Source organism: Ruegeria sp. R14_0, assembly GCF_017743975.1.
In the GTDB taxonomy this organism is placed as follows: domain Bacteria; phylum Pseudomonadota; class Alphaproteobacteria; order Rhodobacterales; family Rhodobacteraceae; genus Ruegeria.
Window position 1 is genome coordinate 81,490 of sequence record NZ_JAGHRC010000001.1, and the last position, 19,730, is coordinate 101,219.

Below are 19,730 nucleotides of genomic sequence, written 5' to 3' on the forward strand. Positions count from 1 at the left end.
GATGCTCGCAGCGATTGGCGGAGTTTCCCTAAAAAACTGGTTCTACGCGCCGGAGTTTGTCTGGCGTGCTGGACGGGCGTTGCAGCAGGCGCAAGGCGATCCGCTGTGCCTTCACGCCCAGTTGTTTACGCATGAGGGGCGTTACTTTTCACTCAGCGTCTGGCAGAACGCCGAGGCGATGCTGACCTTTGCGCACTCTGGTGCGCATCGGCGTGCGATGGCGGTCGCGGCGAAGTTGTCGATCAGCCATGAGTTCCACCATTTTCCGTGTATTGCCGTGCCGACCGAGGAACAGGCATTGCGGATTTGGAAGCAACGGTATCACGCTGCGAATTGATGCGTTTTGCCCATGGCAAATCCTGCCGCCACCTCCTATGAACAACGGGTACGACGAGGGAGACACCCATGGCCAACGATCTTTTCAATTCCTTCATGTCCGGCCCTGACGAGCAGGGGCGTTTCGGCATCTTTGGTGGGCGCTTTGTCAGCGAAACGCTGATGCCGCTGATCCTGTCGCTGGAAGAGGAATACAACAAAGCCAAGGATGATCCGACCTTTTGGGCCGAGATGGATGATCTGTGGGCCAACTATGTGGGTCGCCCCTCGCCGCTGTATTATGCAGAACGCCTGACCGAGCATTTGGGCGGTGCGAAGATTTACCTCAAGCGGGACGAACTGAACCACACCGGCGCGCACAAGATCAACAACGTGCTGGGCCAGATCATTCTGGCGCGCCGCATGGGCAAGACCCGGATCATCGCAGAAACCGGGGCAGGGCAGCATGGCGTAGCCACTGCCACCGTCTGCGCCAAGTTCGGCCTGAAATGCATCGTCTACATGGGCGCGCATGACGTCCAGCGTCAGGCGCCAAACGTATTCCGTATGCGTCTGCTGGGTGCCGAAGTTATCCCGGTAACCTCAGGCCGTGGCACTTTGAAAGACGCGATGAACGACGCGCTGCGCGACTGGGTGACAAATGTGCGCGACACGTTTTACTGCATTGGCACCGTGGCCGGTCCGCACCCGTACCCGGCGATGGTGCGCGACTTCCAGTCGATCATCGGCAAGGAAGCCAAAGAGCAGATGATGAAGGCCGAGGGCCGCTTGCCCGACACGATCATCGCCGCCATCGGTGGTGGCTCGAACGCGATGGGCCTGTTCTATCCGTTCCTCGACGACAAAGATGTCAACATCATCGGCGTTGAGGCCGGTGGCAAGGGCGTGAACGAAAAGATGGAGCATTGTGCCTCGCTGACCGGTGGTCGTCCGGGCGTGCTGCACGGAAACCGTACTTACCTGCTGCAGGATGATGACGGTCAGATCCTTGAAGGGTATTCGATTTCGGCCGGTCTGGATTATCCCGGTATCGGCCCCGAGCATTCGTGGCTGAACGACATTGGCCGCGCGAATTATGTCTCGATCACCGATAAAGAGGCGCTGGAAGCCTTCCAACTGTGCTGCGCGACCGAGGGTATCATCCCGGCGCTGGAGCCCAGCCACGCGCTGGCGCATGTGATGAAAATCGCGCCTGACCTGCCGAAGGATCACCTGATTTGCATGAACATGTGTGGTCGCGGCGACAAGGACGTTCAGACCGTGGCGAAGTATCTGAACTTCGACATGTCCGATACCGAGGGCCGCACCGCCGACTAAGGCCTGGCCCGGGGCTTTGCGCCCCGGGTATTTCATGCCAACCTGCGTGGCATGCAGAACGTCTCCGGTTCAGAAAAGCTCGACCAGAAATACGATGCCGCTGCTCCCGGCTGGGCGGACAAAATGCGCCTGTTGGGCTATTTCGACGCGTATTTGGGATTCCTTTCGATCGGGTCGCCACGGGATCTGGGACAGAACGCGCTGGACGCAGGGTGCGGCACCGGTGCCTTTGCCGAAGCCCGCGCGGTAATACAACCGCAGGGTCAAGTCACCTTGTTGGAACCGTCCGGGAAAATGCTTGCACAGGCAGAGCACGCTTTGGCCAGGAAGGGCGTTACCGCAACTGCGGTGCAATCGCGCCTCGAGGAGTTTCGACCGGCCCAGCTGAAAGACTGTATTCTGGCGGCCCATGTCCTTGAACATTGCGAAAACCCGACCGAGGCATTGCGGCACCTGCGGGCGTTGGCCGCGCCCGCGGCAAGGCTATGGTTGGTCGTCAGCAAACCGCATTGGTGCAACGCGATTATCTGGTTTCAATGGCGCCACCGGTCCTACAGGCCGCGGCAGGTGGCCGAGATGCTGGGCAACGCGGGATGGGAACTAGAGGCGGAGCACAGTTTCCCAACCGGTCCGCCTTCGCGCACATCGCGCGGCTATCTCGCGCGCGCTGTGTGATCATCGATCTGACCTTGGGATCAATCAGCTCTGGTGCAGAACGGTTTCGAACCCCTCGAACTGAGGTGGTCCCATCAGGGCATACTGGGTCTTGCTGTTGCCCGCATTCTTGTGCACATCACGGAACTGTTCCGATTTGGTCCAGGCTTCGAAATCGCTGCGACTGTCCCAGATGACGTGACTGGAATAAAGACGATAGTCCTCGCCTTCGGGGCCTTTCAGCAAACGGAACTCTTGAAAGCCCGGCAGTTCCTTTAGACGGCTTTCGCGGTCTTTCCATACGGTTTCGAAATCGGCTTCACTGCCCAGACGGACCTTAAAGCGGTTCATGGCGATAAAGCTCATAGCCTACCTCGTTTGTTGACGGTTGCACGCTTGCTAAACTGAGTGTTGGCTGGCGGGTTTCTTTGATGCGTTTTTGACGAAAAGGTCAATCAGGTTCAGCGGCATTTGCCCGCAGAATACCAATCGGCACGATGTCCAGCGCTTGCTGATGCGTAGCTTCAAGATACACCTTGGGCGCGCAGCCCTCGTCATGGGCCTGCAGAAAGCGCCCCGCGCACAGACACCATTGGTCGCCGGGTTTGAGGCCGGGAAAGTTGAACTCGGGGCGCGGGGTGCTCAGATCATTTCCGACATATTTTGAATAGGCCAGAAACTCTGCCGTCATCACCGCGCAGACCGTGTGGCTGCCCTGATCTTCGGCGCAGGTGTTGCAGGCCCCATCCCTGAAGAACCCGGTCAACGGATCACGGGAACAGGGGGCAAGCACGCCTCCCAGCACGTTGACGCTATCCAGTTTTTGCATGGCCGCACCTCACAGGCTTTGGGCGATCTTTCGGAACATCTCTATGTTAGCTTCGTTGACGCCTTTGTCACGAAAACTGCGATCTGCACCCGTAGACACGATCAGAACGCCGCGTGGCTGATCAAAATAGATGTATTGTCCATAAACACCACGGGCCAGAAACTCGCCCTCATGTGCGCCGACGGGAATCCACCACTGGTAGCCATAGCCAATCTTTCCGGTTTCAGTCGGGGCGCTGGGAAAGACCGACTCTGCGATCCATTCTGCAGGGACGATCTGCTTGCCGTCATGCACGCCATTTTGCAGAATCATCTGCCCGAACCGGGCAAAGTCGCGCGTCGTAAAGTTCAGCCCGCCCAGAACGAAAGCCACACCAGCGCCGTCGGTGACATAGTAACCATCGCGCTCAAGACCCAAGGGTTGGATGACTTTTTCGGTCAACAGTTCGGCTATGGGCCGACCCGTAGCACCCCGGATCACCATCCCGATGACATGGGTGTCGATCGAGACATATTGCCAAGTGTCGCCCGGTGCTGTGAATGTCTCGTTCAGAGAGGCGGCGAAGTCATCCAACTCTCCGCCCAAGGCAACGACACGGCCCATGCGGTTAATGTCTGAGTTATAGTCCAGATAGTCTTCGTTGAACGTGACCCCGCTGGCCATGTTCAGCACATTGCGGATTGTCGCGCCGTCATAGGCGGTGCCCTGCAGTTTAGGGGCGTATTTGGTCACCGGGTCATCCAGCGAGTCGATGGCGCCCTCGGCCATCAGGATCCCGAACAGGGCGGAAAGATAGCTTTTGGCAACCGACCAGGAAATCCGGCGATCATCCGGAGAGGTTCCCAGATAGTATTCTTCGAACCGGATCTGTCCCTCCTGCATCACCAGCAAAGAGGTTACGGCGCGGTCTTCAATCCAGCTATCCGTACCTTCGGGCAGATCAAAACCAGAGCCATAGGTCAGCTCATAGGTGGGTCCATCGCCGCGGGGCAGGCTGACTGTTTTGAAGGCCTGGTCCATATGCGAAAAGTTTTGAACGATCTTTTCCTCGGAAAACAAAGAGTTCACGGCCATAAGGCGTTGAATCTCTTCGCGCTTCCAAAAGCCCACAACAACCGCTGCCAGCACCAGCATCAAAACGATGCGCAGCACCCATTTCATCAGGGTTCGCATGTGTCACCTCCCGTTTGACTGCCGCATTGGAACGCGGCGGGCCTGTGTTCGCAATTAGGACGTGGCGGCAACTGCAGCGGGTCTATTTGAACTTGTCCAGCAGTTTTTGCATTGCTGTCCTGCTATCGGCTTCGGGGGCCGGCGCAGGTTCGGCGGCCGCTTTCTTGGGCGCGGCGGGGGATTTGGACGACCGCGGCGGTGCTGTGCGCAGCGCGACCGCGTTCATAAACTTACCGCCGTCTCCATCGGCCAGATACCCGGCACCGTCGGACACACCCCGCAGCACGTCATCCAGCCGGTCCGCATCCGCCTTTGCAAAGTCACTCAGCACGTAAGGCGAGACCATTTCCTTGCGACCCGGGTGCCCGATCCCCAGCCGGACCCTGTCATAGGCCGGGCTGATATGTTCATGGATCGACCTTAGCCCGTTGTGCCCGGCATGTCCGCCGCCCGCTTTGACGCGAACCTTCCCCGGGGCAAGATCCAGTTCGTCATGAAACACGGTCACGTCGGTCGAATCGAGCTTGTAGAACCGCATGGCTTCGCCCACGGACTGACCCGAGCGGTTCATGAATGTTTGCGGCTTGACCAAAAGTACCTTTTCCGAGCCCAGCCGACCTTCGGAAATCTCTGCCTGAAATTTGGATTTCCATGGTCCGAACCCGTGGTCAGCGGCGATCCGATCCAGTGCCATAAACCCGATATTGTGCCGGTTCCGGGCGTATTTCTGACCCGGATTCCCCAGTCCGACAAAAAGTTTCATGGCTCTGCTCCGCGCGTCCTTATTCGCTTTGCTCCCTCATGCCCCGAAACGACGCAGAAATCCAGACGGGGCAGAGGCAGAAGGTCGCTCTCAGCCCTCGGGTGTGTACCAGATGGGCGACGTATAGGCGCGTTCAGTGGTGGTCATCGGTACGTCAGCGTCCATCTGGACATTGAAACGCTTGGCTTCATAGGCCGTCCAGCGAGGCGTTGGGATTTCGATGACGCGGACATAGTAGAATGCCCGTTGTGACGGATCGAACTCGGGATCCTGCCAATAGGTGATCAGTTCCGGTGCGCCTATCGTGTTGGTCCAAGTGGCGTTTTCCACGTCCACCGTGTTCCCGACCGCAGGCAACTTGCCGTCCGCTCCGGGTGCGCGTTCTCCGCCCCACGCGACGTCAAAGACTTTCTCTCCGCGCGTGCCGTCTGCGTTCAACCACCCTTTGATGACCTGAACGCGGTCGAGGTTGCCACTGTAGGGGTCTTTTAGCGCTGCAATCAGGAAGTTCGGTGCCCCATCACCGGTTCTGGCTGGCAGGTCAGAACCCATGGGAACGCCTTTTGCGTATCCAAGATCAGCAGGCAGGCGGGACAGCGCATCCTCTTCCGCGAAATCCCAGCCGCCGAAGAACCGCACCAGAATCCGGGACCCGGTGGTGCCGTAGACCTCGCGCCGCTCAAGCGCGTCGAAAATCGCCTCGCGTGTGTTTTCCATCGCCCAGACTGCCGCATAGCCGCCCGAGGCCTGTTTCCAGCCATAGATCGAAAACTCGGGGTCGGGGGCCTCAATCACCAAATGCTCCCAGCGGTTCGGTTCCGGCTCCACCCCGGAGTGCTTGCCAAAGAAGTTTTCCTCTTCTACCGCAGCCATCCCTGTATGGGCATCGGTGGAGCCAATCTGGCCAACCTTGTATGGGTTGATGCCCAGCTGTTCTTCCAGCATCAAACCGGTTTTGTAGGCCTCACGGGAATACTCGTATTGTAGCATGTCCTGCGTTTTGGCTTCGGTTCCGTTCAGGTTAGACGCGTCCCATGTGTCGAAATCGGCGAACTCATCGTCCGGGCTGAGGAACGGGTGCGCCTCGCTGTCGCCTTTGATCTGGGTGGTTTCGATGACCGGCTCGAACCGGGCACGCAGGCGTGCGTTCTCTTCGGTCAGCGGCGTTCCGTCAAAGTTCGAGACCGAGAACAAACGGCCGTTAGACAGGTTACCGTTATGTGGAATGGCCAGCACGTCCCCACCTGTCCGATCTTCGTACTCAGCCAGATGCGCCCAGAGATCTTCGGGGTTCTTGCTGTCGAACTGTGAAAACGGAAGCACCTGATTGGCCCTCGCGGCCCCGTCGCGGAAAATCACGTTGCGGTGGATGTTGTCGCCGCCCTCAGATGTCCACTCATACCCGATCAGAGCTGTAAAAACGCCAGGCTCGTTGTACCGATCCGCTAGCGTAGTGTAGTCCTGCCAGGCATCTTTAACGGCTTTTGGGTTGTCGATTGGGGGCTCGTCCCCGGACAGCGATGCGACGATTTCCATAGCGGTGGCAAAGACTGTATCTGTGTCATTGCTGGTCAGAGCGTCGTACCAGGACTTTCCCTGAGGCGTGGACAGGATGTTCTGATCACCACCCAAAAGCTGCGGCATCAAACCGTACATTTCGGCATGGTCCGAAATCACCAGCCAATCTAGCGGTCGCGCCAGTTTTGCCTGCAAACCGTGCGTCGTCGTAACTTCGTGCCCCCGCGCGAACCGAAAGGCGTCTTCCTGACTTAGGCGTGTCATCGTTCCTGCATCCACAGAAACGTCCGTATGCAGATGGGTGTCCCCCCACAATGGCCGCGTCGGGAAGTTTCGCCCCGCGTAGGGAGAGAAATGATCCGAGGTGAACCTGTCAGCGACCTCATCCTTGCTGGGCAGCGTGTCCTGGACCTGAGCGGTGGAGGTCGTGGCGCAAGTAAAACAGCCAATGACAGAAAGCAAAACGGGCAGGGAATAAACTTGAGATGTCATGATCGGAGGCTCCACAGAAATATTCGATGGGCGGAGGGTTCAAAGATCGAACCGCTGATGCAGAGCCTAACATGGATGGCAGTCAAATGCGAAAATTCGCATTTTTCAATAAAAACGGGGCCCCAGAGGACCCCGCTTCGCGTTCAGAACAGTAAGGACTGAACTTATTCTTCAGCTTCCTGACCAACGACTTCTACTTCGTCAGCGGCCACTTCTTCGCCTTCTTCCTCATCGTCGTCGGTCGACAGGCCTGTCGGTGCCGAGATGTTGGCGATCACGAAGTCACGGTCGATGGTCGGCTTGGTGCCTGCGGGCAGGTCAACCGAGGAAATGGTGACAACGTCGTTGATGTTCAGGCCGGCCACATCAACGGTGATCTTCTCAGGAATGTCGCCTGCGGTACACATCAGTTCGACTTCCGGGCGAACAACGGTTAGAACGCCACCCTTTTTAATGCCGGGTGCTTCTTCTTCGTTGATGAACTCAACGGGAATGAACAGCGCGATCTTGGTGGTCCGACGCAGGCGCATCAGGTCCAGGTGGGTGGGCAGGTCTTTGACAACGTCACGCTGAACGTCACGGCAGATGACGCGAACGTCTTCGTGGCCTTCAACCTTCAGGTTCCACAGGGTCGACTTGAACCGGCCTGCTTTCAGGCGCTTGAACAGGACGTTGAACGGGATGTTGATCGGCAGCGGCTCTTTATCGCCACCAAAAACTATGCCCGGAACCATGCCGTCGCGGCGTGCTTGACGAGCGGCGCCCTTGCCTGTCCCCGTCCGTTCCAGAGCTACGAGATCAGGAATCTCACCAGCCATGATATATCTCCAAATGTTAGGGCGGGCATCCTCCAAGGCTGTATGCCCGCGTGAAGCCGCGTCCTTAGCTTGATTCATCCGGTTTGGAAAGGGGTTTTTGGCGGTCTTGTTCTTTTGCGAGGCTCTGCCTCGCGCTCCGGGATATTTTGGGCCAGATGAAGTACGGATCCCCTGCTTCATCTGGCTAAAAATATCCTGGGGGAACTGCAGCTTGCTGCGGTGGGGGCAGAGCCCCCGTTACAGGGCTTTCACTGGTGAAATCGTCAGGTCAGCCCTGCCAGCGACCTCCGAAATCCTCGGGGATCAGCAGGTTGTGACGGCCCAGACCATTCACATTTCTCTCTCCGCACAGGGCCATTGTTGTGTCCAGTTCTTTTTGAATGACGTCCAGCGCGGTGGTCACGCCTTTCTGACCCATCGCGCCCAGCCCATAAACGAAAGCGCGCCCGATATATGTTCCCTTGGCCCCCAGCGCCAACGCTTTCAGAACGTCCTGACCCGAGCGGATTCCGCTGTCCAAGTGCACTTCGACGTTATCTCCGACCGCGTCCATGATCTCGGGCAGAACGCGGATCGAACTGAGCGCGCCGTCCAGTTGGCGCCCGCCGTGGTTGGACACGACAATGGCATCCGCACCCAGTTTGGCCGCCATCTTGGCATCCTCGGCGTCCAGGATGCCTTTGAGGATCACCTTTCCGCCCCATTGCTCCATAAGCTTTTCAACCTTGTTCCAGTCAAGGCTGGGATCGAACTGTTCAGCAGTCCAAGCGCCAAGCGAAGAGGCGTCAGAGACACCTTCGGCATGGCCCACGATATTGCCGAATTCGCGCCGGTGTGCGCCCAGCATCTCGATCCCCCAGGCCCATTTGGTCATCAGGTTCGCGATTGTCTTGGCTGTCAGTTTCGGCGGGGCCGACAAACCGTTTTTCAGGTCCTTGTGGCGTTGTCCCAGGATTTGCAGGTCCAAGGTGATGACCAATGCCGAGCACTTGGCATCCTTGGCGCGCTGGATCAGACGGCTGACGTAGTCCTGGTCCTTCATGGTATAGAGCTGAAACCAGAAGGGTTTGGAGGTGTATCCGGCGACATCCTCGATCGAGTTGATGGACATGGTCGACAAGGTGAACGGCACGCCGAACGCTTCGGCCGCTCTGGCGGCCTTCATCTCACCGTCCGCGTGCTGCATGCCGGTCAGACCAACAGGGGCCAGGGCCACGGGCATGGCGACATCCTCGCCAATCATCTGCGACGCGGTCGAGCGTCCGTCCATGTCCACCGCGACCCGCTGGCGCAGCCTGATCTGTTCGAAATCCGAGCTGTTTTCGCGGAAGGTCTGTTCGGTCCAACTGCCGCTTTCGGTGTAGTCGAAGAACATGCGTGGCACGCGTCGTTCGTAGATGCGTTTCAGGTCGTCGATATTGGTGATAACGGGCATATGCTTCGGCCTTCCCAGGATTGGTTCTATTTGCTTACCAATCAATTGAGGGGCTCGCAACGCTGCGAAATCGCAATTCAATCCCATATGGGAAAGGACAACAAAAAACGCAGCCGGAGGGCACCGACTGCGTTCAGATCAAAGCGAAGCTGGATCAGGCCGAATGCGCGCCGTCCGCCAGGGATTTCACGAAATCCAGAACTTCAACCGTGGGCTTGCCAGCTGCGATCTGGCTGACGATGGCCGAACCGACCACGGCACCATCGGCGACAGAAGCAATGGCTTGCGATTTTTCCGGCGTGTTGATCCCGAAGCCGACGATGACGGGCAAGTCGGTCGCGGATTTGATCCGGGCTACCTCGGGACCGACATTGGTTGCCTGCGCTTCGGCAGCACCGGTGATGCCGGTGATCGAGACGTAGTACACAAAGCCCGATGTGTTCTGCAAAACACGGGGCAGGCGTTTGTCATCGGTGGTCGGCGTGGCCAGGCGAATGAAATTCAATCCGGCAGCTTGCGCTGGAAGGCACAGTTCTTCGTCTTCTTCCGGCGGCAGGTCGACAACAATCAGCCCGTCGATGCCTGCCTCTTTTGCATCGATGAGGAACTTTTCGACGCCGCGGCTGTAGATCGGGTTGTAATACCCCATCAGCACAATTGGAGTGGTGTTGTCGGTTTCGCGAAACGCACGGGCCAGATCCAGCGTCCGCTGCAATGTCATGCCGCCATCCAGCGCACGTTGACCAGCCGCTTGGATCGTCGGGCCGTCCGCCATCGGATCGGTGAAAGGCAGGCCCAGCTCGATCACATCGACACCTGCGCCGGGCAGTCCCTTCACGATTTCAAGCGAGGTTTCGAAATCCGGGTCTCCGGCCATGATATAGGCGACGAACGCCTTCTTTCCCTGTTCCTTCAGAGCGGCGAACTTGGCGTCGATACGGGTCATAGGCAGTCCTTGCAATCAGGTTCAGGCCTGATGTGCAGAAAGTTGGCGCGGAAATCAATCCCGGTTCGGCGCAGGGCTATCAGAACGCAAGGTGATACCTGAGCAACGCAGAGTTAACGCCGGGGTTTTCCTCTTGCGTGCTGGCATTGGATTTATGCGTGATCGCCAGCGAGATTTTGTTGCCATTGTTCAGTGTGTATCCAACGCCGATCAGGCTGCGGATTTGGAAGCTGCCGCCCAAATCGTTCAGCTCTTCGGATTCCGAGAAATACCCGGGCATCACGCTTCCTTCCACGAACCAGCGATCGGCAAAACTGTAGATGCCGATCAGACCTGCACCCACGTGAACGTCACCAGATTCGTCTACGGTCAACGCGCCGCCCCATGTCGCGGACAGGCGTGTTGCCTCATAGAAAGGGCGGTGTTGGTATTCGACTGCAAAGACAGCCTGGTCTTTTGAGTTGCTGTCGGAAAAGTCCGCATATCCAGCTCCGAATACAACGGATTGTGCCTGCGCGGTTGTCGCCGCGAAAAGGACCCCAAGGGCAAGGATGAAAGATCTCATGGCAGTGTTTCACTAATTGATTACTTCTAAATCGCTAATTGGTGATTCTAGTGGTCACGTTTCAATGTGCGCAAGCGCACAAATCTGTGACAGTAAAACGGTGTTGTCAAAACGCCTCTGGGTTCCCAAGGCGCGCCTTGGCTTGCGCATTGGCCCCGACCTGCATAGAAGCTGCGCTCGAATGGTATGCAGGAGGCCGTTATGGGCTTTAAAATGGGAATCGTGGGTCTGCCGAATGTGGGCAAGTCGACCCTTTTCAATGCGCTGACCAAAACCGCAGCTGCGCAGGCGGCGAATTTCCCGTTCTGCACGATTGAACCCAATGTGGGCGATGTGGCCGTGCCGGACGACCGGCTGGATAAACTGGCGGCCATCGCGAGTTCCAAGCAGATTATCCCGACGCGTATGACTTTCGTTGATATCGCTGGTCTGGTGAAGGGGGCCTCGAAAGGCGAAGGGCTGGGCAACCAGTTTCTGGCCAATATCCGTGAGACCGACGCTATCGCCCACGTGCTGCGCTGTTTCGAAGACGGGGACGTGACCCATGTGGACGGCCGCGTGGACCCTGTAGCCGATGCCGACACCATCGAGACCGAGCTGATGTTGGCCGATCTGGAAAGCATCGAAAAGCGCCGCGCCAATCTGGTGCGCAAGCTGAAAGGCAATGACAAAGAGGCGCAACAGCAGGACCGCCTACTGGCCGAAGCGCAAGAGATGCTGGAAAACGGCAAACCCGCGCGTCTGGTCGAAGTGTCCGATGAAGATGCCAAAGCCTGGAAGATGCTGCAGTTGCTGACCACCAAGCCGGTGCTTTATGTCTGCAACGTGTCCGAGGAAGAAGCCGCCGAAGGCAACGAATACTCTGCAAAGGTTGCCGAAATGGCCGCCGCACAGGGCAATTCCCACGTCATCATCAGCGCCAAGATCGAGGAAGAGATCAGCCTGCTGGAAGAGGACGAGGCTGAGATGTTCTTGACCGAGATGGGTCTCGAAGAGCCCGGTCTCGACCGTCTTATCCGCGCTGGTTACGACCTGCTGAAACTGGAAACCTATTTCACCGTCGGCCCGAAAGAGGCCCGCGCTTGGACGATCCGTACCGGAACCGCCGCGCCACAGGCCGCCGGCGTGATCCATGGTGACTTCGAAAAGGGCTTCATTCGTGCCGAAACCATCGCCTATGACGACTATATCGCCGCCAATGGCGAGCAGGGTGCGAAAGAGGCGGGCAAGATGCGGGCTGAGGGTAAGGGCTACATCGTCAAGGATGGCGATGTGATGCACTTCTTGTTCAATACCTGACGCCAAAAGCGTCCCAGAGGTTCCATACCTGCGTTTGGCGAAGTCTGGACAGATGCGCCTCGGCCTATATGTCTTGGGGGTGGCAGCTATACGACGCGGCTGCCCTAAAGCCTGTTGGAGACTTGCATTATGACAGATGCCCACGAGGCCACGTCCCCGATCCCCTGGTCTGCGCGGCTTGGGTTGCTCTTGCTGGTGATGGGCGGGGGCATCCTGATCGGCACGCTGACAGCGCCCGGAGCGTGGTACGCCGCGCTCACCAAGCCTGTTTTCAATCCTCCGAACTGGATTTTCGGGCCGGTTTGGACTGTTTTGTACATTCTGATCGCCATGGTTGGCTGGCGACTATACGCATGGGATCGCGGTACCGTGCGGATGAAGCTTTGGTGGGCGCAGTTGGGCCTGAATTTCATTTGGTCTCCGGTCTTTTTTGTCCTCCATCTGCCGTGGGTCGCTTTCGGCATCATTGCGATGCTTTTTGTCGTGATAGTGGCCTTGGTTGCAGGCCTTTGGGGTCGGGACCGGGTATCGGCGCTTGCGTTGGTGCCGTACTTGGGCTGGGTCACCTTTGCCGCAGCGCTCAATCTTGCGATTGCGGTTCTTAACTGAATTCCTTGTCAGAGCAAAAGCACCTCTTTTTGCGTTAGGATTATGCGGATAGGGTTCGGGTCGGACATGCACCAAGGACAGTGACGCTTGATCGAAATCCGCGACCTTCAATTGCTCAACGCCCTGGCGCGGCATCAGCACTTTGCCAAGGCGGCTGAAGAATGCGGGATTTCTCAGCCTGCATTCTCAATGCGCATTCGTAACCTCGAGGATCGGTTGGGCGTTTCCATCGTTCGGCGTGCCAACCGGTTCCAGGGCCTGACCGAAGAAGGCGAAATGATCGTCCAGCGCGCGCGGCGTATTCTGGATGACGCGAAGGCGCTTGAGCAGCAGGTACTTGCCTCAAAAGGTGAGATCACGGGCACATTGATTTTGGGGGTAATCCCCACCGCGATTGCGTTCACCGGGCGTTTGACCAAACGTTTGCGCGATGCGCATCCCCGCATTGTCACACGGATCGAAACCATGTCCGCGACGGCAATCCAGCATCGCCTGGACGAGGGCAGTCTGGATGCAGGTATCACCTATGGCGACAGCATCGGGACCGATCTGCGCCAGGTTCAGTCGCTTTACGAAGAGACCTACGTGCTGCTGGTCCCGTCTCATATGACCGATGAGACTGGCCCGATCCCCTGGGCGCGCGTGGCCGAATTTCCGCTCAGCCTTTTGGAGCCGCAGATGCAGAACCGTCGTATTCTGGATCGCATTTTCGCCGAACAGGGTCTGCACCCGGATGTCGTGGCCGAGACCAGCGGCTTTACCGCCTCGATGGTCATGGCGCGAGAGGGCTTAGCGGCCACCGTAGTGCCCAGGGTGTTGGTTCGTGCGCTGGGCGATTTGAAGGGAACCAAAGTACTGCCTCTGGTCGATCCGGTTGTCAGCAAACCGATTTGTCTGGCGACCCTGACAAGGGACCCGGAATTGCCCACGGTCGCGGCTTTGCGTGCCGTGGTGACGTCTTTACGGTGATAAACTGTCGTTATCGTGCGATTGCGATATGCGATTTGACGATATGCTATTCTGATGAGACACGGAGCCTCAATCGGAGGGCATCATGGCACCATTAGATACCAAGCCATCAGGCGCACCAAAGGGCGTCTGGAAGTCAGGTAAAGGCAAAGGGCGGCATACGCCCAAAGGCCGTCAGTTCACGGATGAGGCGCAGGCTGAAATCGCACGCCTGCTGGGCGATCGCCCACGCCGCCGCGACCTGCTGATCGAATTTTTGCACCTGATTCAGGACGCTCACGGCCATATCAGTGCCGACCACATCGCCGCCTTGGCGGTTGAGATGCGGATCGGTCAGGCCGAGATTTACGAAACCGCGACCTTTTATGCCCATTTCGACGTTGTGAAAGAGGACGAGGCGCCTCCGCCCGCGCTGACGATCCGTGTCTGCGACTCCCTGTCCTGCGAAATGGCCGGTGCCCAGCAGTTGCAGAAGGCGTTGGAAGATGGGCTGGACCCGGCTGAAGTCCGCGTTGTCCGCGCCCCTTGCATGGGCCGATGTGATACTGCTCCGGTGCTTGAAATCGGTCACAACCACATCGACCACGCGACCCCCGAAAAGGTGCAGGCCGCGATTGCTGCCGGTGATACCCACGCTCATCTGCCCGACTACGAAACCTTTGCCGCCTATGAGGCAAACGGCGGCTACGCCAAGCTGAAAGAGCTGCGCGACGGTGGCGACTGGGAAAAGGTGCAGGAAGACGTCCTGTCCTCGGGCTTGCGCGGTCTGGGTGGCGCTGGCTTCCCGTCGGGCAAGAAATGGGGCTTTGTGCGCATGAACGAAGGCCCACGGTATCTGGCTGTCAACGGCGATGAGGGCGAGCCTGGTACGTTCAAGGACCGCTACTATCTGGAACGCACGCCGCATGTTTTCCTTGAGGGCATGCTGATCGCCGCTTGGGCGGTCGAGGCCGAAACCTGCTTCATCTACATGCGTGACGAATATCCGGCGGTGCTAGAAGTCCTGCGCCGCGAGATTGCCGCGCTGGAAGAAGCGGGGATTGTCGAGCAGGGTTATATCGACCTGCGCCGGGGTGCTGGTGCCTATATCTGCGGTGAAGAATCCGCGATGATCGAGTCGATTGAGGGCAAGAAAGGCTTGCCGCGCCACCGTCCTCCGTTCGTGGCGCAAGTTGGGGTCTTTAACCGTCCGACCTTGGTGCACAATGTCGAGACGCTCTATTGGGTCACCAAAGTGTGCCGTGAGGGGCCGGAATGCCTCAACAGCACTGAAAAAAACGGTCGCAAGGGCCTACGCAGCTATTCGGTCTCGGGCCGTGTGGCGAAGCCGGGAGTTTACCTGCTGCCTGCAGGCTCGACCATTCTGGACGTGATCGAGGCTGCCGGAGGCATGGTCGAAGGGCAGACCTTCAAGGCCTATCAGCCCGGTGGCCCATCCTCGGGCCTACTGCCTGCATCGATGGATGACATCCCGCTGGATTTCGACACGTTGCAACCGCATGGCACGTTCATCGGATCCGCCGCCGTGGTGGTCCTGTCCGACCAGGACACCGCCCGCGATGCAGCGCTGAACATGCTGCGCTTCTTCGAGGATGAAAGCTGCGGTCAGTGCACCCCCTGCCGGGCGGGCTGCGAAAAGGCGGTCAAGCTGATGCAGGCGGACAAGTGGGATCAGGACCTGCTGGAGGACCTGTGTCAGGTCATGGGCGACGCCTCGATCTGCGGTCTGGGGCAGGCGGCCCCGAACCCGATCCGCCTGGTCATGAAACATTTCGCTGACGAAATCTGAGGGAGACAGAGCCATGCTTGATGCAAGCCCAACCAAGACCGTCACCTTCAACCTGAACGGCGAAGATGTCACCGTGCCCGAAGGCTGGACCATCTGGGAAGCCGCCAAGGGCCAGGGGTTCACGATCCCGCACCTGTGCCACAAGCCGCAACCTGGTTACAAACCGGACGGCAACTGCCGCGCCTGTATGGTTGAAGTGGAAGGCGAGCGCACTCTGGTCGCCTCGTGCATCCGTCCTGCTGCTGAGGGGATGGTCGTGAAGACCGACACCGACCGTGCCGAGAAATCGCGTGCGATGGTCATGGAACTGCTGGTGGCCGACCAGCCCGAGCAGCCGCATGATGCCTCCAGCCATTTCTGGGACATGGCCAAACTGAACGATGTCAGCGACAGCCGTTTCCCGGCGAAAGAGGCTGAGAAGATTCCGCTGTTGGATGACAGCCACGTTGCAATGCGGGTTAATCTGGATGCCTGCATCAACTGCAACCTTTGCGTTCGCGCGTGCCGTGACGTGCAGGTGAATGACGTGATCGGCATGGCTGGTCGTGGCCACACCGCGCAGGTGGTATTCGACCAGAACGACCCGATGGGTGATTCAACCTGTGTGGCCTGTGGCGAATGCGTTCAGGCCTGCCCGACCGGCGCCCTGATGCCCGCCACCGTGCTGGATGATCAGCAAAAGGGCGATAGCAAGGACTATGATTCTGAGACCGAAAGCGTCTGCCCGTTCTGCGGTGTGGGATGCAAAGTCTCGCTGAAGGTCAAGGACGGCAAGGTCAAGTATGTTGAGGGGATCAACGGCCCCGCTAACGAAGGCCGTCTGTGTGTCAAAGGTCGCTTTGGCTTTGACTATATCCACCATCCGCATCGCCTGACCAAGCCGCTGATCCGGCGCGAGGATGCGCCTGCCAAAGGCCTGAACGTTGATCCCGCGGACCTGTCGACCCATTTCCGTGAAGCGACATGGGAAGAGGCGATGGATCTGGCCGCAACCAAGCTGAAAGCCCTGCGCGAAGAAGACCCGCGCAGCGTTGCAGGCTTTGGCTCGGCCAAATGCACCAACGAAGAAGCCTATCTGTTCCAGAAGTTCATCCGTCAGGGCTTCAAGCACAACAATGTCGACCACTGCACCCGTCTGTGTCACGCGTCGTCGGTGGCGGCTCTGATCGAGAACGTGGGTTCGGGCGCTGTAACGGCGACCTTCAACGAGATCGAAAACGCCGATGTGGCGATCATCATCGGGGCCAACCCGATTGAAAACCATCCCGTCGCAGCGACCTATTTCAAGCAGTTCACAAAGCGCGGCGGCAAGCTGATCGTGATGGACCCGCGCGGCGTCGGTATGCGCAAGTTCGCCGATGAGATGCTGCAGTTCCGTCCGGGGGCTGATGTCTCGATGCTCAACGCGATCATGAACGTGATCGTGGAAGAGGAGCTCTATGACAGCCAGTACATCCACCGGTGGACCGAGAACTGGGAAGCCGAGAAAGAGCATCTGCGCCAGTTCACGCCCGAGGCGATGGCCCCGATCTGTGGCATCGAACCAGATCAGCTGCGCCGTGTGGCCCGCACCTTTGCGCAGGCCAAGGCCGGTCTGATCTTCTGGGGTATGGGTGTCAGCCAGCATATCCACGGCACCGACAACTCGCGCTGCCTGATCAGCCTGGCACTGATGACGGGCAACGTTGGAAAGCCCGGCGCGGGTCTGCACCCGCTGCGTGGTCAGAACAACGTGCAGGGTGCCTCGGATGCGGGTCTGATCCCGATGTTCCTGCCGGATTACAAGACGGTCACGGATGACAACATCCGCGCTCAGTTCACGGATGTCTGGGGTTCGGACGATTTCTCGAACGAGAAGGGCCTGACCGTTACCGAGATCATCGATCAGATCTATGCGCGCAACATCAAAGGTATGTACATTCTGGGCGAAAACCCGGCTATGTCGGACCCGGATGTGAATCACGCGCGCGAAGCCTTGGCCAAGCTGGATCTGATGATCGTACAGGACATTTTCCTGACCGAAACGGCGAACTATGCGGATATCATCCTGCCTGCCTCGGCGCTCTACGAAAAGAACGGCACGGTGTCGAACACCAACCGTCAGGTTCAGCGGGTTCGTCCGGCGGTGGCACCTCCGGGTGAGGCGCGCGAGGATTGGGCGATCACGGTCGAATTGGCGCAGCGTATCGGTCTGAACTGGGATTACACCGATGTTTCGCAAGTCTTTGCCGAGATGAAGCTGACCATGGAATCGCTGAATAACATCACCTGGGAACGGCTTGAGACCGAGTCGATCACCTATCCGTCGCTCAGCGAAACCGATCCCGGCCAGTCCATCGTGTTCGGCGATGGCTTCCCGCGCACGGATGGCAAGGCCCGGTTCACCCCGGCCAGCATCATCCCGCCGGACGAAGCACCGGATGAAGAATACCCGATGATCGCAACCACGGGTCGTCAGCTGGAACACTGGCACACCGGGTCGATGACCCGTCGTGCCAAGGTGCTGGATGCGGTTGAGCCTGAGGCGAACTGTTCGATGAACCCGCGCAAGCTTAAGCTGATGGGTATCGAGCCGGGTGAGATGATCCGTCTGACCACCCGTCGTGGTTCGATCGAGATCATGGTTCGCGCGGACCGGGCCATTGCCGAAGACATGGTGTTCATCCCCTTCGCTTATGTCGAGGCGGCGGCGAACATCCTGACCAATTCGGCCATCGATCCCTACGGTAAAATCCCCGAGTTCAAATTCTCGGCGATCCGGGTGGAAAAGATCGAAGACGCCATCGTGGCAGAATAAATATACTGACGATATGCAAGAAAGGCGGCCTCTGTGGCCGCCTTTTTCTTTGCTTGACAGACGCTTACCTGCGGCCAACCCTGTCACGGGTCCTGAAGGAGGTGCACATGGCTCGCCGTTTTGTCGATTTGTCCGTTCCGCTGGAAACCGGGATTGTGTCCGATCCGCCGATCATGCTGCCCGAAATCGAATACCTGACCCATGACCAGACGGCCGAGCAGGTCATGTCCTTCTTTCCGGGCCTCAAGAAAGACGATTTGCCGGGCGGCGAGGGCTGGGCGATCGAGCGTCTGCAAATCGCCACCCACAACGGCACGCATCTGGACGCCCCCTACCACCACCATTCGACGATGAACAACGGTGAGCGGGCGATTACTATCGACGAGGTGCCGCTGGAATGGTGCATGAACCCCGGCGTGAAACTGGATTTTCGCCACTTCGACGATGGCTATGTCGCGACCGCCGCAGATGTTGAGGCAGAGTTGAAACGAATTGGGCACGAGCTGCGCCCGTTGGATATTGTGGTGGTGAATACCTCGGCCGGAACGCAATACGGGCAGCCTGACTACCTGATGAAAGGGTGCGGCATGGGGCGCGAGGCGACCTTATATCTGACCGAACGCGGCGTGCGCGTGACCGGAACCGATGCCTGGAGTTGGGACGCACCGTTTCCCTTGACCGCGCAGGAATATGCTGAAACGCAGGACGCATCGATAATCTGGGAAGGGCATCGGGCCTCGATGCAGGTCGGGTATTGTCACATGGAAAAGCTCACCAACCTTGAAACCCTTCCTCCGACGGGATTCGAGATTTCCTGTTTCCCGTTCAAGATCAAAGGGGCCTCAGCCGGGTTTGTCCGCGCCGTCGCGATCTTTGAAAGTCAACAAGGAGACCCCGATGGAAATGACGCCTGAAACACGCGCTGGCCATGACGGGCCTTATGATGCACCGGTCGAGTTTCGCGGGTTCACGGCCCGGCCCGAATGGATCGACTACAACGGCCATATGAACGTTGGTTACTACGGCGTGGCTTTTGACAACGCGCTTGAACTTTTGATGGTCGACCACCTTGGCCTGGGTGAGGCGCAGGTCAACGCGATGGGGCAGGGGCCTTACATCCTGCAATCCCACATGAATTTTCTGCGCGAAGTGTTGGAAGGTGAAGCATTCAGCATCCGGTTTCGCCTATTGGATGCCGATCACAAACGCGGTCATTATTTTGCGCAGATGATTTCAGAAAAGGATGGCGTCGTCTGCGCCACCCAAGAAGCGCTTTTCATGAATGTCAGCCACACAACAGGGCGGTCGGTTCCCTATCCGGACTGGGCGGTCACCCGGCTACAGAAGATGGTTCAGGACCACGCCGCGCTGGAGCCAGCCACGGAAGTTGGACAGCAGATCGGCATTCGAAAGAAATAGCC

At 58.4% G+C, this 19,730-nt stretch carries 19 protein-coding genes; 10 read left to right on the forward strand and 9 right to left on the reverse strand.

What is annotated here, in order from left to right; translation table 11 throughout:
• Position 1 precedes the first annotated feature (1 nt).
• From J7416_RS00400 to J7416_RS00410, 3 genes are all read left to right on the forward strand, one after another.
• On the forward strand, positions 2-337 hold the full coding sequence (locus J7416_RS00400) for a DUF3291 domain-containing protein (protein ID WP_209222066.1): 336 nt from the start codon (positions 2-4) through the stop codon (positions 335-337).
• 68 nt (positions 338-405) lie between these two features.
• Positions 406-1,653, forward strand: coding sequence for a tryptophan synthase subunit beta (gene trpB, locus J7416_RS00405; RefSeq protein WP_171669326.1), 1,248 nt, complete (start codon positions 406-408; stop codon positions 1,651-1,653).
• A gap of 51 nt (positions 1,654-1,704) precedes the next feature.
• Complete coding sequence (locus J7416_RS00410; protein WP_247744065.1) at positions 1,705-2,328, forward strand: class I SAM-dependent methyltransferase; 624 nt, start codon at positions 1,705-1,707, stop codon at positions 2,326-2,328.
• A gap of 24 nt (positions 2,329-2,352) precedes the next feature.
• On the opposite strand, the gene J7416_RS00415 is transcribed toward J7416_RS00410, so the two are convergent.
• From J7416_RS00415 to J7416_RS00455, 9 genes are all read right to left on the reverse strand, one after another.
• The gene (locus J7416_RS00415; RefSeq protein ID WP_209222067.1) at positions 2,353-2,673 is read right to left on the reverse strand and encodes an antibiotic biosynthesis monooxygenase; all 321 of its coding nucleotides are present in this window, start codon (positions 2,671-2,673) and stop codon (positions 2,353-2,355) included.
• Positions 2,674-2,758: 85 nt separating this feature from the next.
• Complete coding sequence (locus tag J7416_RS00420; protein WP_170426771.1) at positions 2,759-3,136, reverse strand: DUF2237 domain-containing protein; 378 nt, start codon at positions 3,134-3,136, stop codon at positions 2,759-2,761.
• A 9-nt stretch (positions 3,137-3,145) separates the two neighbouring features.
• The gene (locus J7416_RS00425; protein ID WP_209222068.1) at positions 3,146-4,309 is read right to left on the reverse strand and encodes a serine hydrolase; all 1,164 of its coding nucleotides are present in this window, start codon (positions 4,307-4,309) and stop codon (positions 3,146-3,148) included.
• Positions 4,310-4,391: 82 nt separating this feature from the next.
• Positions 4,392-5,072 (reverse strand): aminoacyl-tRNA hydrolase, encoded by a 681-nt coding sequence (pth, locus tag J7416_RS00430; protein WP_209222070.1) that lies wholly within the window; start codon positions 5,070-5,072, stop codon positions 4,392-4,394.
• A gap of 90 nt (positions 5,073-5,162) precedes the next feature.
• Positions 5,163-7,082, reverse strand: a complete 1,920-nt coding sequence (locus J7416_RS00435; protein ID WP_209222072.1) for a DUF3604 domain-containing protein — start codon at positions 7,080-7,082, stop codon at positions 5,163-5,165.
• A 164-nt stretch (positions 7,083-7,246) separates the two neighbouring features.
• Positions 7,247-7,900 carry a 50S ribosomal protein L25/general stress protein Ctc gene (locus J7416_RS00440; protein ID WP_209222074.1) on the reverse strand — a complete coding sequence of 218 codons (654 nt, stop codon included), beginning with the start codon at positions 7,898-7,900 and terminating at the stop codon, positions 7,247-7,249.
• Positions 7,901-8,168: 268 nt separating this feature from the next.
• On the reverse strand, positions 8,169-9,335 hold the full coding sequence (locus tag J7416_RS00445; RefSeq protein WP_209222076.1) for an alpha-hydroxy acid oxidase: 1,167 nt from the start codon (positions 9,333-9,335) through the stop codon (positions 8,169-8,171).
• 154 nt (positions 9,336-9,489) lie between these two features.
• Positions 9,490-10,281 carry a tryptophan synthase subunit alpha gene (trpA, locus tag J7416_RS00450; RefSeq protein WP_209222078.1) on the reverse strand — a complete coding sequence of 264 codons (792 nt, stop codon included), beginning with the start codon at positions 10,279-10,281 and terminating at the stop codon, positions 9,490-9,492.
• Positions 10,282-10,360: 79 nt separating this feature from the next.
• Complete coding sequence (locus J7416_RS00455) at positions 10,361-10,846, reverse strand: acyloxyacyl hydrolase (RefSeq protein ID WP_209222079.1); 486 nt, start codon at positions 10,844-10,846, stop codon at positions 10,361-10,363.
• 201 nt (positions 10,847-11,047) lie between these two features.
• Here J7416_RS00455 and ychF point away from each other — a divergent pair, with 201 nt between their 5' ends.
• The 7 genes from ychF (at position 11,048) to J7416_RS00490 (ending at position 19,728) form a co-directional block, all read left to right on the forward strand.
• Positions 11,048-12,145, forward strand: coding sequence for a redox-regulated ATPase YchF (gene ychF / locus J7416_RS00460; protein ID WP_209222082.1), 1,098 nt, complete (start codon positions 11,048-11,050; stop codon positions 12,143-12,145).
• Between the two features lie 129 nt (positions 12,146-12,274).
• A complete protein-coding gene (locus J7416_RS00465; RefSeq protein WP_209222084.1) occupies positions 12,275-12,754 on the forward strand; it encodes a TspO/MBR family protein in 480 nt (159 codons plus the stop codon).
• An 87-nt stretch (positions 12,755-12,841) separates the two neighbouring features.
• Positions 12,842-13,723, forward strand: a complete 882-nt coding sequence (locus J7416_RS00470) for a LysR family transcriptional regulator (RefSeq protein WP_209222086.1) — start codon at positions 12,842-12,844, stop codon at positions 13,721-13,723.
• Between the two features lie 85 nt (positions 13,724-13,808).
• Positions 13,809-15,512 carry an NAD(P)H-dependent oxidoreductase subunit E gene (locus J7416_RS00475; protein ID WP_209222088.1) on the forward strand — a complete coding sequence of 568 codons (1,704 nt, stop codon included), beginning with the start codon at positions 13,809-13,811 and terminating at the stop codon, positions 15,510-15,512.
• 13 nt (positions 15,513-15,525) lie between these two features.
• On the forward strand, positions 15,526-18,309 hold the full coding sequence (gene fdhF, locus J7416_RS00480; protein WP_209222089.1) for a formate dehydrogenase subunit alpha: 2,784 nt from the start codon (positions 15,526-15,528) through the stop codon (positions 18,307-18,309).
• Between the two features lie 107 nt (positions 18,310-18,416).
• Positions 18,417-19,223 (forward strand): cyclase family protein, encoded by an 807-nt coding sequence (locus tag J7416_RS00485; protein WP_209222090.1) that lies wholly within the window; start codon positions 18,417-18,419, stop codon positions 19,221-19,223.
• On the forward strand, positions 19,207-19,728 hold the full coding sequence (locus J7416_RS00490) for a thioesterase family protein (protein WP_247744066.1): 522 nt from the start codon (positions 19,207-19,209) through the stop codon (positions 19,726-19,728). Before J7416_RS00485 ends, J7416_RS00490 begins: the two co-directional genes overlap by 17 nt.
• Positions 19,729-19,730: the final 2 nt, after the last annotated feature.